This window comes from Ornithinibacillus liuyingii (genome assembly GCF_055550225.1).
Window position 1 is genome coordinate 153,301 of record NZ_JBPWOS010000006.1, and the last position, 13,353, is coordinate 166,653.

Sequence of the window (13,353 nt, forward strand, 5' to 3'; positions counted from 1 at the left end):
GATCATCCCCCTTTCTAATCAAGTGTTACTACTAATCTAGTGTGTAGCGCCTTCTTTTTCATAAATGCACTTCTATTGTATCGGCATAGGTTCTTTTAAAATGAAGTAAGAAGTTATTTCACTACAGAAAATCCTAGTAATTGGCTAGGATACTATTATCCCGGTAGAAAAATATAGAATTCTCTAAGTTCATTGTAAATATATGTCGATGAATGTCAATGAATAACCGTGTGTTGGGGCTATATACAAAAGCGGGGACAGGTATGATAGATACTTAAAATTAGTGAAAGGCGATTCCTTATCAAACAATTCTAGAGCGATCGCAACTCATCTACCTCATGTAACCATAGTATTTCAGCCATTATAATCTCCTAATTACCATATAATGAAATTTTTTCCATAAATATTATTGACACACTTATATTATACGTCATATAATATGTGCAGAAAGTATATTATATGGCGTATAATATTATAAAATAAATATGGAGGTGTTTCCATGTCATTCCAGCTGGGTTCCTCATTACTTGATGCATGTGTTCTTGCCGTATTGGCGAGAGAGGATGCATATGGTTATTCTCTTACTCAGCAGGTGCGTGAGATTATGGATATATCAGAATCGACACTTTACCCTGTACTGCGTAGATTGCAAAAGAAAGAATATTTAACAACCTATGACCAGCCATACCAAGGCAGAAACCGCAGATATTACCGAATCACAGAAAGCGGTATGGAAAAACATAAAGAATTGACTCAAGAGTGGGTGGAATATAAACAAAAAATTGATTCTGTTTTATTAGGAGGTAAGAATGATGAGTAAAGACGAGTATCTAAAGAAACTACGGTTGAAAATCAAAAAGCTACCAAAACAAGAAATAGAAGAAGCCATCAATTATTATCAAGAATATTTTGAGGAAGCAGGAGAGGAAAATACAGCTTCTGTTATTGCCAGATTGGGCTCCCCGTCCTCTGTTGCTTCACAGATTTTAGCTGATTATGCGGTGAAAGACTTAGGTACGGATCATGATTCAACGAAAAAAAGCTTATCTGCAATTTGGTTTATTATACTGGCAATACTAGCTTCACCTATCGCATTGCCTTTATTAGCTGTCGTCATTATCTTTGCACTTACCTTGATTTTAGTGTGTGGGGTGACGGTTCTTACGTTATTTGTTTTTGTCATTGGGTTACCGATTTCTGGACTTGTCAGTACCATATCTGGGATTGCAGTATTCTTTCAGCATTGGCAAACATCGATATTCTTTATTGGCCTCGGTTTAATTGCATTTGGAATAGGAATGCTGTTATATTCCCCAATTGTATATTTCTCCAAAAAGGTTAGCTCTGGTTTAGTGAAATTACTAAAAGGGCTAGTGGACAAAATCACACACCGAAGCAAGGAGGCGAGATAAATGAAAAGATCAAAGAATCGGATAAAAATAATTGGGAGCGGATTTATTGTATTAGGTATCTTTCTTGCAGCCATTGGCCTTATTGCTGGGACGAAGTTTGCGATAATTCATACTAGTGATGGGTTTAAAGCAATAGGTGAAAGTGACCGGATAAAGGAAGAATTCTCATTAAATGAATTTAAGCATATCAACATCGATCTTACTGATGCGGATGTAGAGGTAATTCCTTCAAATGAGTACAAATTAGAGATTGAAAGAATGGAGATTACGGAAATAGCGCATACCGTAGAAAACGATGTGCTTAGCATTAGCGATACTTCGAAATCTTGGTTTCGATTTAGTATGAATCTAGGTGTCTTTATCGATAAAACAACCGTTAAACTCTATATACCGGAGGATGCTGAATTAGTAGATGCCAAGCTATCTAGTGATTTTGGCAGTATACAAATAGAAGGAATAGCAGCAGAACATTGGAATATTCAATCTACAGATGGCGATGTAGTGATACGTGATATTCAATCGAATAGCGTAATAGTTGAAAATAAGTTCGGCGATTTAACAGCCTCTAATGTGAACACACAGGAATTAAAGGTTGAAATGAGTGATGGGACTGCAGATTTAGAGTCTATTGATGCCATGAATACGAGCTTGAACAATTTGTATGGTGACACTTATTACAAGAATTTTACTAGTCGTGGGGCAATTTTAGAGAGCGTAGATGGGGATATAGGCATTCACGGAGTGCTTCTTGGCGAGACCATAATTGAAAGTAAATTTGGTAGTGTTAACTTACAATTGGAAAATAAAGAATCCGAGCTGAGTTATACCATTGAGTCTACATTTGGCGAGGTTTCAGTGAATGATAGCGAATTTAATTCAAAAGCATCCCAATCAGTTGAAACAGATAATAAAATGGACATTAGCTCAACAGATGGTGATATAGACGTTATATTTAAAGGAAACTAGATATTAGACCTTTGACAATAGCCTATGGCTCAGACTTTACCGTACATCGCAAAGTGGGTGCCTTAGGCTTTTCTTATCCTTTAGGGGGAAAATCACGTTGGGTACACTTATAGAAAGAGTAAAAGGTAAGTAGTATTAGAATATTACAAGATTATAGAATAAAAAATACTAGGAGCGAAAAGTGAATAAATTTACATTTATCTTCCTTGCTACTGCAGCTATCCTTGTTGTTCTAATGGTATGGTATCCTAACAAGGAACAGCAGCAAGATATTTATGTGGCACAAGATGGAAATGACGAGTATGATGGATCAAAATCAAAGCCTTTTCGTACACTGAAGAAGGCTGCATCCGTAGCGAAGGCGGGGACAACGGTCCATATACGTGAGGGAATCTATCAGGAGCAGATCATTGTTCAGCATAGTGGTACGAAGTCAAAAGAGATTATCTTCCAACCTTATCAAAATGAAAAGGTTATTCTGAGTGGAGAAAATCTTACAAGTGAGGAAGGGGATACGTCCATCATTACGATAGACAATAAATACTATGTGACGATTAGTGGCTTAGTCATCCAGGATTTAACGACTGATTTATCAGATGAGACCGTTATAGGGATATTTGTGACAGGCTCAAGCAGTCATATAACACTAGACCATAATCATGTAAGGCATATTGAAACCCATGCAGATGATGGGAATGGCCACGGTATAGCGGTCTATGGAGCAGGCGCCATGAAAGATATCACGATTACCAACAATACGGTAGAGGACCTTATGCTTGGAGCAAGTGAGGCGCTCGTTATGAACGGAAATATTGATGGGTTTATAATCGACCATAACATAGTGAGAAGGAATAACAATATCGGGATTGATCTAATTGGCTATGAAGGTGTCTCCACGGATAAAGAAGCAGACTATGTGCGTAATGGAGTAGTCTCCAATAATACTGTATATGACATTTCCACCTATGGAAATCCAGCATATGGCAAAGAGTATAGTGCTGGCGGGATTTATGTTGATGGTGGAAAAGATATAACGATTAAGGAGAATACCATTTACCATAGTGACATCGGAATTGAAGCTACCTCCGAGCATAAAGGGAAATATGCGGAGAACATAGACATACTAAACAATACCATCTATGAAAACCACTACACTGGTATATCAATAGGTGGATATGATGAAGAAAGCGGCGGGACAATCCATTCCAACATATCGGGAAATATAGTATATCGAAATGATACAGAGGGGCTTGATGGTGGACAGTTAATGATCCAGCATGATGTAAGAGACAATACGATTGAGAAAAATATACTAACAGCAGGCCCTAATCGCAAATTTATCGTAAATTATTTCACCACCAATGAAAATAACGAGCTAAGGCATAATGTGTTTCATAAGGAAGCAGGAGAAGATGGGATATGGATTTGGAAAGATGTAGAATACCATTCATTCGCAGCTTTTAAAGAAGCCTCTACTAGTGATAAGGAAACGAGTTACATCGACCCAGGCTATGTCGATTCAGATAGTTATGATTTCCGATTAAAAGAGGGTTCCCCCGCTAGAGAAATTGTTGAGTAGTGTAGTAGGTATGGTCATGACCAAATTTTATAGATTTGTACGGCTATAATCTAATTAATTTTTGATTAGCCCGGTGCTTTTATTGGAGCCTATCCGAGCATAGCAATTAGGGATTATATCCAAGGAGACTATCATTACATTACTATCGTGAAATGGAAAGGAGAATCTGGCCTACTGGAGATTCTCCTACTTTCATTGTGTTATTTAGTAGGATCACAATCGGGAGGGGGATTATTAGTAGATTCAGCTAGTTTATTCAAATAATAGCATTCTTCTCTATACATATGATCTGCCATCAGTGCAGAGAAGGTACTTAATACCGTATCAGATAATTCCATTTCCTCCACTTCATGAAGAAACGTGCGGAATAGGTTGATTTCCACCTCTACATCATTATTAAATCTATTCAAGGCTGGAAAGGTTGTGATATTCGCTCGCAAATAACCCGTCAGTTCAACAGCCTTTAAATAGAATTCTTCAAAGTGCTTCGCAAACTCCTGACTCTTTTCCTTTAAGCGCTTCTCCACACCATCTAGCTCATCATTAATCGCACCAGCATGGCCCGACGCATCGGCTAGCCAGATTAAGTGATGATGTAATTCATGAAAGATAGGAGCGGGTTTGCCCTCCTTTAAATAGCTTATCACTAAAACATATTCATCTAATTCATTCACCATATGGTTGATAAAGGTTGGTGACAGGTGAATGCCAATGTCCCCAGTTAAATGCCTTTTTATGATGGAAAGCTTAAAGTCCCTCATTTTCTTTGTAATCGCCTCTGCTTCCATTGTAAACGCGATAACATTATGGTTGGATAGCTGTTCTGTCTGTTCCAATAAGGCTTCGTATGTATCCATAAACTCTTTTGCCTGCACAATATCCTTCTCCTCTGAAGGATAGAGTGAATCATGTATAAACCGCGCATGATCATGTAGTACCCTCAGCCAAAATCGATGCTCGAATGAAGCACTCTCTATATAACTCTTCAAATGACCTCACCCCCTTTTTCTTCATCCATTTCATTGTATTCGCTATGTGTGACGATTATTAACTAAATATTAACGAAGCATTTACGAATCAATGCCATGTAGGGTATGGGAAATTAAATACAGCATTTAGAAGATAGGTCGATAAGTGTGAAAACAGGCTGGATTTGATACACTAATGAAGACAGCATGTGAAAAGGGCGGGAAATTAATGAAAATAACGATTATATCGGTTGGAAAATTAAAAGAGAAGTATTTAAAACAAGGTATCGCGGAGTATTTGAAGCGATTGTCTGCCTATGCCAAGGTGGATATTGTGGAGGTAGCGGATGAGAAGGCACCGGAGAATATGAGCGAAGCGGAAATGGAGGAAGTGAAGCGTAAGGAAGGCGAACGGATTCTCTCCCATGTGCAGCAGGATACGTATGTGATTACATTGGAGATTAACGGCAAGATGATTAGCTCGGAACAGCTGGCGGATAAGATGGATCAGCTAGCTACTTACGGGAAGAGTAAGATTGCGTTTGTGATTGGTGGGTCGCTTGGGATTAGTGAGGCGGTGCAGAAGCGGAGTGATTATGCGCTGTCCTTTTCGAAGATGACGTTTCCTCATCAGTTGATGCGGTTGGTTCTGCTTGAACAGGTTTATCGGGGGTTTCGGATTTGGCGGGGGGAGCCTTATCATAAATAGGTTTGTTTAAAATATAAACCCTTTATGATGAAAGGAGTAGGTTTTCTAAATCTTATACAATATTTTTGATAAATGAAGGAATCGAATTACAGGAATCTCGAAATAGAAGTAATGTAATATACACAGTACGAATGAACTATTATCTATGGTAAGACAAAAAAGTAGTTATATAGTATAATTTCTTTTGAAGGGGAGCAGGAAATAATTGACTTTCGTGGTGAAATCGCCACGGTAATATACTAAGGTATGTTATAGCCTTATTATGCGAGTTTTTTCGCTATTTATATATGTGTTTTTTATAGAAAGGTAGAATTATACTGCTTCCCGCTTCTAAATAAGGTGGTTATTAGTAATGAAAAAAAGTATGAAACCTAATCTACTTACAGATAAAAACACCTTTATAGATAAATTTAAGTCCTTGAAAGATTTTGAGGACATAGCGAATATGCTAGATGTACCCACCAAAGAACTATGGAATATATTGGTGGCATCAAAGAAACAGAATTACAGCACATTTGTAATTAAAAAGAAAGATGGAAATGATAGAACGATTTACGCACCTAAGAAGAATCTATCTATCATTCAGAAGAAATTTTCAATGATTTTGACCCTTGTCTACACTAACCACCCGAATTCACATGGCTTTATTGTAGGACGAAGTATAAAAACAAACGCATCAAAACATGTTCAGCAAAACTATATTTTGAATTTTGACCTAGAAAATTACTTTGAAAATATAAATTTTGGACGAGCTAGGTCAATGTTTACTTTTTATTTTGGTTTCAATAATGCTGTTTCTTCAACTCTTGCAAATATATGTTGCCACTATAAAGGATTTTTACCCCAAGGAGCATCAACATCACCTATAATATCCAACATCATTTCATATAAAATGGATAGAGAGCTATCCAAACTGGCGACAAAGAATAACTGTATATACACCAGATATGCAGATGATATTACTCTTTCTACGAAAAGCGAATTTTTACCCAAAAGAATAGCACTTATAAAAGACAATTCCGTTAGTCTATCGAAGGAAATTAATAACGTAATTAAGAAAAATGGCTTTTTAATTAATGAATGTAAGACTAGATTAAGAAGCAAATATAACGACAAACAGTTACTGGGATTACAGTAAATAAAAAATTAAACGTGAATAGAAGATACATTCGTAGAGTCAGAGCAATTTTGCATTGTATAGAGAAAAATATAGATGATATTGAAATTGCAAAATCTATATTTAAAGAAAAATACAAGTTTCGTCAACAAAAAAATAATAGTGTTCCTGATATGTTTGATGTATTAAGAGGAATGATCTCATACATTGGACAAATAAAGGGAAAAGAAGACGATGTATTTTTGAAGTTCGTTAAGCGATACAGCGAGATACTTAAAAGTAATGAGAACTTGAAATTTCCTTTTATAAGATTGCCTATTTCTAAAAGGAAATTTCAAGAAGATAATACATTTGTAATTGAATCATTATACTATAGTTTTTCGTTTGATGATGGCGATAAAGATGAAGTTATTGTTGAACACAGGGGACGGGTTTTCTCCTAAAAGGGATTGGATTGGTTACAAATGCACACGTTTTCAAGAGTTATATTGAGATGATAGATTTTGGGGCTAAGCCTGATACAAGGATAAAGATAAATAGATCTAAGTACTCGTCTAAATCATATTATGCAAAACTATTAAGTTACGACACTATTAAAGATATAGCTATATTAGACGTAAGTGGTATTGATATTAAAGGTCATGGTTTTGATTTCAACAAATCAATAGAAAAAGACCAAAAGATACAATTAATAGGTTATCCAAATTACCGGGAAAATATGGATATTAGCATTAAAGATGGGATTGTTCTTGGTGAAAGGTATACAGATAAATCCCGTATCGGAACAATAGAAAAACGCTTTGAAATAAGTACAACTATTTATGGGGGTAATAGTGGAGGCCCAGTTGTAAATGAGTTGAATGAAGTAATTGCAGTAGCTGTAAGAGTGATAACAGAACATGGTATGGTTCCTAGTGAAGTAATTCCAATTATAGATGTTATCGAACTAGCGTCAAAAGAAAAGATATATAGTATGGAAAAGGTTGAGGAAATTGAAATCTAATAGCGGTCTATTAGTGACCTTTAATACTTTTACTATAGTAAAATTTTATACAAGATTGGGGAATATGTTGAATGATAAGTAAGAGAACAATTCTCGTCTTTTATGATGTTTTAACTACTTTTAGTACATTGAATAGAATACAACAACTTTTTGAATCTGAGCACATATTTGAATCTGAATCACATACATCAAATTTAAGTGGTCAGAGGAGGACATTAGCAGACTCATATGTATCCACCCTTGACCTTAATAATCCAGGTGACACCAGAAAATTACTAAATGTATTTGAGTTGTTTTGTATAGAAAACTCTGACGATAATTATTTTCTAGTTGATTCTTCGTGGAAGCAATTTCTTATGTTACTAGAAAGAGATGGCTTTATATTTAAAAATGGGAAGATACATGAATTAAATGAAACGAATATACAATTGGATGTTAATGTCTATACGAATAATTACAAAATTCCTCATGTTCAAAAGGACTGGGAAAGAGCATTAACTCAGGCGAAAACTGATCCAGAGGATTCAATTACAGCAACAAGATCCATGCTTGAAAGTACTCTGAAGTGGATTCTTGATGATGCTGGTTTGGAATATGAAGAAACAGAAAGTTTAAATCAGCTTTATAAGAAAGTGGCAAACAAACTTAAATTGTCTCCAGATCAACATGGTGAGGATATATTTAAACAAATATTAGGTTCAATGAATGGTGTAATTGGTGGACTAGGCTCTTTAAGAAATGCTTATGGTGACTCACATGGCAAAGGCAAAGTATACTATAAACCAAGTGAACGACATGCAAAATTTGCAATTAATTTAAGCGGGACAATGTGCATCTACCTTTTGGATACCTATTTTTCCAATAAAGAAGTTCCTACAAATTAAAGTAGTCTATCTCCTTAGGGTGGTAATAAGGTGAATAGTATTTACTGAGTGATTTATTTTAGTCAGTAGCTTATAAATGGCTTTTAATTGAGCAATTTTATTATGTATATGCTCTATATTCAACTATGAAGTCCGGTTATTAAATATCAATATAAAATGGTAATATTTACATTATGTAGAATGTAGGAAAATTAGGGGGAGAAGAGATATGTTACGTTTAGGTTTGTTAGAAAATGCAATGGACTCCTTTGATGAATCAATTTCTTATTTTATTAGGGCTGAGGATGAGGGAGAATCCAGATATTATAAATACTCGATACTATTACTTGCTCATACTACTGAATTGATGCTAAAAGAGATATTAAAAGAAAAAGGACATCACCTTCTTATATACACTGAGATAGATAAAATTAAACCTAACAGATTAAGTGATGCCCATACAGTAAATTTGGAGCAATCATTAAATAGACTAAAGTTAGTAGGTATTAGCATCCCTGACTACATTGATAGAAAAATAAGGGGTATATATAATGAGAGAAATAAAATCCAACATTTTGAAATAGATTTGAGTGAGGGAGAGGCTTCAAAGATTGTATCGGAAGGTATTGTTGCCATACAGTATTTATTAGAAGAGATTATTGGTGATAATTTAAATGATTATTTAGAAGAAGATTTGATTGAAGAAATAAGAGAAATACAATCTCAATATGATTCTTATATCCAATTGGCTAAAGATAAGATATCTAATAAAAATCTTTCTCTATTAACATATGAATTATTTCCAGATAGAATGGTTAAACTTCCATGTCCAACATGTGGTGAGAAATACATTGTAGAAGAAGATAGTGTAATAAAATGTTACTTTTGTTCAAATGAATTTGAGAATATTAAAGATTGCATAGAGAACGATGAGCATTGTTATATATCTGATGTTTGTGAAAGAGAACTTAATAAGCGGAGAAATAGTGGGAAGTACCTAATAGATTATTGTAAAGATTGTGGTACTGATAATTATTATTACAATGAGAATAAAGATAGTTGGTTTTGTGTTACATGCTTCAATGACTACGAAAATACACCATGTAATAATTGTGGAAACCCTACCTTACATAAACAAGTAGGATTTTATTATGATAGTGAACAAGACCTTGAACCAGAATATATTTGTAGTGACTGTGCAAATAATTCTACAAAATATTTAGAGGTTAGAGATTGGGACTAGGTAGCGGATTATTCATCTCATAATCAAAGAGTTGTTCCGAAAATATAACGGAACTTATTAACGTTTTTTAGTTTCCGCTATAATTGGAATATAGTAATACTTTATATAGAGAGAGGGATTGTTTGATTAATAAATCATTTTTTGTCATTGAAAAAAACAATGAAAAGGTTACTAAACTACCGTATTCACCAATAAAAGAGTCTTTGTTGTTAGATTTAAAAACTAAGATTGAGAAGGGTGAAGTAAAATTAAGTTGTAAATGTTCCGATGAAATAGAACTTAAAATTTCAAACGCAAAATCTCCATATTTATATAATGCTACAAGACAATATAAACATTCTAAGGATTGTTGTCGACATCCTGAATTTGTTGGTTCAAGTCCATATGAGAAGGCGTGGAGTTACGATGAAGAAAAAGGGCTACATATTGTCAGAATTGAAGGAATATACTATGCTACCCAGTTACCAGAGATTAAAAAAACAAATAATAAAGTAAAGAATAATGTTATTTATCATGAAGGAACAGGATCTAATAAAGGTGTATCAACAGTTTTTGGATTAGCCACAAAAATTAATATGATGGCATGGGAAGGTATGGTGTTGGGAAATAAACAAAGAATTCCAATTGATAAATATGAGTTAGCTAAGCATGTCTATGGTATGGCTTCTCGTATAAAATTATCAAGTAAAAGAAAAACACTAAACGAGATGTTTTATAAACAAGTAAACATAAGGAGCGTAAAAGTCAAAAAAGATGTCTATTTTGTTTACATGTATGTAGATCATAACAGATTAATAGAGGAAGATATTCTACATGATAAAACAAAAAAAGATATCTTGTATTGTAAAGATGCTTTTGGTAAAACTAATCGTTTTTATGTAGAAAAAGAAGAATTTGAACAAAAGAGAAGAATAGAACCACATAGTTCTGAATATGTAGTAGCAGGATTCGTACATAATGAAGATTTGTACCATAAATGTATGACTCTATATAATTACTGTTTAATACCAGTATCTGATAGGGGCCTATATTCTGAGAGTAGTCACGAAAAAAAAATTTATGATCAATTATGTAAAAAGGAACTAAAGTTTTATAAACCCTATCTACCAATTGAAGAATATGGTGGTTTTATACCAGATGGTTTAATTCTTGATACGAGAAAGGATATAATTTTTGAGGTGTTCGGTATTACGGGGATGCCCTCCTATGATATAAGAAAAAAAGAAAAGATTGCAGTATCTAAAACTGAAAAGTTTAAAAGTAAATTTAATTTCAAAAGCTGGGAAATAAATAAATGAGAGTTTTTATTTTTCGAATCAGTGAAATGTTCACGTTTAACCGTAGCTAAATAATTAAACTATTAAAAAAGGATGGGTACTAATATTACACCATCCTTTCCCTTTGTTTAAATATAATAAATTTCAAGTACTTTATTCATCGTTATTAGCTATCCTTAAAGTGTTACAGTGATCCCTATCATAAGTGATAAGTATACTTGTAAATCTAAGCAGTTTCTGTAAACGATATATGCCTCTCTGTAAGGAAAGGATAGATCCATTTTCCTAGCAGAAAGGCAAACAAGTTATAGGTAAATTAAAAACTTCTTCTTAGTAAGTCTATTTTTTGGCCAAAATACCAATAATAAAATTATAACTTTTGAAATAACAAATTTATTAAGATTAGCTAGTTACCTCATTATTAAATTTCTCAAGCTCGGTTGTAATAATATTATTTATTGTTAACAACCAAAAATTTATAGTATAAAGTTGTTTATATAACTCTTTATCATTTTCGTGTACTTTCGAACTAATATTATCATTACCAATTTTATAAGGGCCAAATAGTTCCAATAATTTTTGTTGATCTTTTTTTTGAGTGTGAGCAAAATTGTTTCTAATCTTTATTAAGTTTATTACTGTATCACGGAATGATAATTGGATTTTACTATTTGGAGTCGGATCTGGGATATTTAATGCATCAAGAGTATTGTATTGTTCGGAAAACCTTACCAGTTGAATCAAACTGATATCGTTCAAATAATCTGAGTTATCCCGTAACTTTAATGAACTACCACCGATTTCAAGCTTATTCTCTGTTATCTTTAATACTTCTACTCGTTTCCTTGTCAGTAAACCCGCGATAAAATGCCACCGATTTTGGTAATCATGTACATTTTTATCGATTAACAGGAATATATATTTCTTACATATTTCCTCGAACTTAATATATAGTCCCCAAAAATCAAAGAATACTTCTCCTAGTGATTCAGGTGCCTTTTCAGGATCTTTGTAATTGTTCATAGACAATATTTAACCTATCATTAACTTTTGAAGTTGTAGATGGGGACTTCTCAAAAGTTTTTAGGAAACTAATATTTTTAAATAAACTATCTAGGATTTTAGTTATCTCATCTTCACTATACTTATCAAATAATGAAATAAGACAATCAATAGCGTATTCGGTAGTAGTAGGAATATCGTAAGCTTTCTCAATCTCTCTATATTTATCTTTACTTAATTCAATTTTTAAAAGGTAAGTTTTTCTACATATCTCCTTTATTTCTTCAATTTTCACAAATGTATGATTGTGTTCGCTCTGAAACTTTTGCATTACATAATTAATCATATCTCTGGGACGTGATTTATAATCTAAGAAGAAAATGTTTGCTTCATCCAATTGCTGTGCAGCCCTAAACTGTTCTATATAAGCAATGCTCTGATACATTCTATTTAAATTCTTATTTCGCTTTATATCATTTGCAGTAAATGGATTTTCGAAGTTTTCTTGTTCTTCTATTTCTTTAACAGATTTATAAACTTCAGTAGTCATTTTGGAAGAGAATATGGCTTTCCTAAGTTCTGCTTGTGTTAATTTAATATTCCCCTGATTTAATCTGGCAAATACATCGTATTTAATCTCCGGGTCTGCATTTTGGCCAATAACATACATATCAATTACTGAAGACAACATGGGTTCTAGTTCGCTTTTGTATTCCTCCTCAATTTCGGCAAATGTTTTTCCAGAAAAAATATCACCATAGTATTGCAATTCGCTATCCAGTTTTAGTTGATTTGTAAAAAATTTATAAATTGATGTTAACCTCTGTTTACCGTCAACGACTTCATAAGTTATAGAGCCCAATGACTCGTTAGGCTTTATCTCTGCTAAATAGATAGGAGGTATCATTATGCCAATAAATAGGGATTCTATAAATTGGGATTGTGTTTTAGTAGTCCAAACTTCCTCGCGTTGGTAATCTGGGCCTAAATCAATAGTTTTATTTTTAATCTTTTGATAAATCTCAATCAAACTCCATGAGTGCTTAAGAATTTTTAAATCGTGAAGTTTTTCCCTTCTGGTTATAAATTCATCTTTAGCATCATTTTCTAAACTAATATTTCTATTTTCTCCAATTAATAGCTCCATTCTTTCATCTTCTAAAATACACTTATCTGCTTGAAAGGAATCTCTTATTTTCTCAGACATAATAACA

General features: G+C 33.6%; 14 protein-coding genes. 11 read left to right on the forward strand and 3 right to left on the reverse strand.

Going from position 1 to position 13,353, the window contains the following annotated elements:
• The first annotated feature begins 499 nt into the window (after positions 1 to 499).
• The 4 genes from ACSKT4_RS09890 to ACSKT4_RS09905 all read left to right on the forward strand — a co-directional run bounded on the left by ACSKT4_RS09890 (position 500) and on the right by ACSKT4_RS09905 (position 3,957).
• Positions 500 to 820: a PadR family transcriptional regulator gene (locus tag ACSKT4_RS09890; RefSeq protein WP_186871171.1), complete on the forward strand. Its 321-nt coding sequence runs from the start codon at positions 500 to 502 to the stop codon at positions 818 to 820.
• Positions 813 to 1,412, forward strand: coding sequence for a DUF1700 domain-containing protein (locus ACSKT4_RS09895; RefSeq protein ID WP_465823294.1), 600 nt, complete (start codon positions 813 to 815; stop codon positions 1,410 to 1,412). The genes ACSKT4_RS09890 and ACSKT4_RS09895 overlap by 8 nt, the downstream gene beginning before the upstream one ends.
• Positions 1,413 to 2,378 carry a DUF4097 family beta strand repeat-containing protein gene (locus ACSKT4_RS09900; protein WP_465823295.1) on the forward strand — a complete coding sequence of 322 codons (966 nt, stop codon included), beginning with the start codon at positions 1,413 to 1,415 and terminating at the stop codon, positions 2,376 to 2,378.
• A gap of 181 nt (positions 2,379 to 2,559) precedes the next feature.
• Entirely contained in the window at positions 2,560 to 3,957 is a 1,398-nt protein-coding gene (locus tag ACSKT4_RS09905; RefSeq protein WP_465823296.1) for a DUF1565 domain-containing protein, read from the forward strand.
• Positions 3,958 to 4,157: 200 nt separating this feature from the next.
• On the opposite strand, the gene ACSKT4_RS09910 is transcribed toward ACSKT4_RS09905, so the two are convergent.
• On the reverse strand, positions 4,158 to 4,946 hold the full coding sequence (locus ACSKT4_RS09910; RefSeq protein WP_465823297.1) for a DUF2935 domain-containing protein: 789 nt from the start codon (positions 4,944 to 4,946) through the stop codon (positions 4,158 to 4,160).
• Positions 4,947 to 5,154: 208 nt separating this feature from the next.
• Between ACSKT4_RS09910 and rlmH the strand changes: the two genes are divergently transcribed.
• The 7 genes from rlmH to ACSKT4_RS09945 all read left to right on the forward strand — a co-directional run bounded on the left by rlmH (position 5,155) and on the right by ACSKT4_RS09945 (position 11,158).
• Positions 5,155 to 5,634 (forward strand): 23S rRNA (pseudouridine(1915)-N(3))-methyltransferase RlmH, encoded by a 480-nt coding sequence (gene rlmH / locus ACSKT4_RS09915; RefSeq protein ID WP_465823373.1) that lies wholly within the window; start codon positions 5,155 to 5,157, stop codon positions 5,632 to 5,634.
• Between the two features lie 352 nt (positions 5,635 to 5,986).
• Positions 5,987 to 6,772 (forward strand): reverse transcriptase domain-containing protein, encoded by a 786-nt coding sequence (locus tag ACSKT4_RS09920; RefSeq protein ID WP_465823299.1) that lies wholly within the window; start codon positions 5,987 to 5,989, stop codon positions 6,770 to 6,772.
• 14 nt (positions 6,773 to 6,786) lie between these two features.
• On the forward strand, positions 6,787 to 7,194 hold the full coding sequence (locus ACSKT4_RS09925) for a hypothetical protein (RefSeq protein ID WP_465823300.1): 408 nt from the start codon (positions 6,787 to 6,789) through the stop codon (positions 7,192 to 7,194).
• An 11-nt stretch (positions 7,195 to 7,205) separates the two neighbouring features.
• Positions 7,206 to 7,754 carry a S1 family peptidase gene (locus ACSKT4_RS09930; protein WP_465823301.1) on the forward strand — a complete coding sequence of 183 codons (549 nt, stop codon included), beginning with the start codon at positions 7,206 to 7,208 and terminating at the stop codon, positions 7,752 to 7,754.
• Between the two features lie 71 nt (positions 7,755 to 7,825).
• Entirely contained in the window at positions 7,826 to 8,638 is an 813-nt protein-coding gene (locus ACSKT4_RS09935) for an abortive infection family protein (RefSeq protein ID WP_465823302.1), read from the forward strand.
• 208 nt (positions 8,639 to 8,846) lie between these two features.
• Complete coding sequence (locus ACSKT4_RS09940; RefSeq protein WP_465823303.1) at positions 8,847 to 9,860, forward strand: hypothetical protein; 1,014 nt, start codon at positions 8,847 to 8,849, stop codon at positions 9,858 to 9,860.
• A 122-nt stretch (positions 9,861 to 9,982) separates the two neighbouring features.
• Entirely contained in the window at positions 9,983 to 11,158 is a 1,176-nt protein-coding gene (locus ACSKT4_RS09945; protein ID WP_465823304.1) for a hypothetical protein, read from the forward strand.
• A gap of 381 nt (positions 11,159 to 11,539) precedes the next feature.
• Here ACSKT4_RS09945 and ACSKT4_RS09950 read toward each other — a convergent pair whose 3' ends face one another.
• Positions 11,540 to 12,160: a hypothetical protein gene (locus ACSKT4_RS09950; protein WP_465823305.1), complete on the reverse strand. Its 621-nt coding sequence runs from the start codon at positions 12,158 to 12,160 to the stop codon at positions 11,540 to 11,542.
• On the reverse strand, positions 12,138 to 13,346 hold the full coding sequence (locus tag ACSKT4_RS09955; RefSeq protein ID WP_465823306.1) for a GmrSD restriction endonuclease domain-containing protein: 1,209 nt from the start codon (positions 13,344 to 13,346) through the stop codon (positions 12,138 to 12,140). Before ACSKT4_RS09955 ends, ACSKT4_RS09950 begins: the two co-directional genes overlap by 23 nt.
• Positions 13,347 to 13,353: the final 7 nt, after the last annotated feature.

What these genes read in the sequence shown, in the direction of transcription:
- ACSKT4_RS09890 (WP_186871171.1), top strand. Translation starts at nt 500, where the DNA reads ATGTCATTCCAGCTGGGTTCCTCATTACTTGATGCATGTGTTCTTGCC.
- ACSKT4_RS09895 (WP_465823294.1), top strand. Translation starts at nt 813, where the DNA reads ATGAGTAAAGACGAGTATCTAAAGAAACTACGGTTGAAAATCAAAAAG.
- ACSKT4_RS09900 (WP_465823295.1), top strand. Translation starts at nt 1,413, where the DNA reads ATGAAAAGATCAAAGAATCGGATAAAAATAATTGGGAGCGGATTTATT.
- rlmH (WP_465823373.1), top strand. Translation starts at nt 5,155, where the DNA reads ATGAAAATAACGATTATATCGGTTGGAAAATTAAAAGAGAAGTATTTA.
- ACSKT4_RS09920 (WP_465823299.1), top strand. Translation starts at nt 5,987, where the DNA reads ATGAAAAAAAGTATGAAACCTAATCTACTTACAGATAAAAACACCTTT.
- ACSKT4_RS09935 (WP_465823302.1), top strand. Translation starts at nt 7,826, where the DNA reads ATGATAAGTAAGAGAACAATTCTCGTCTTTTATGATGTTTTAACTACT.
- ACSKT4_RS09940 (WP_465823303.1), top strand. Translation starts at nt 8,847, where the DNA reads ATGTTACGTTTAGGTTTGTTAGAAAATGCAATGGACTCCTTTGATGAA.
- ACSKT4_RS09950 (WP_465823305.1), bottom strand. Translation starts at nt 12,160, where the DNA reads ATGAACAATTACAAAGATCCTGAAAAGGCACCTGAATCACTAGGAGAA.
- ACSKT4_RS09955 (WP_465823306.1), bottom strand. Translation starts at nt 13,346, where the DNA reads ATGTCTGAGAAAATAAGAGATTCCTTTCAAGCAGATAAGTGTATTTTA.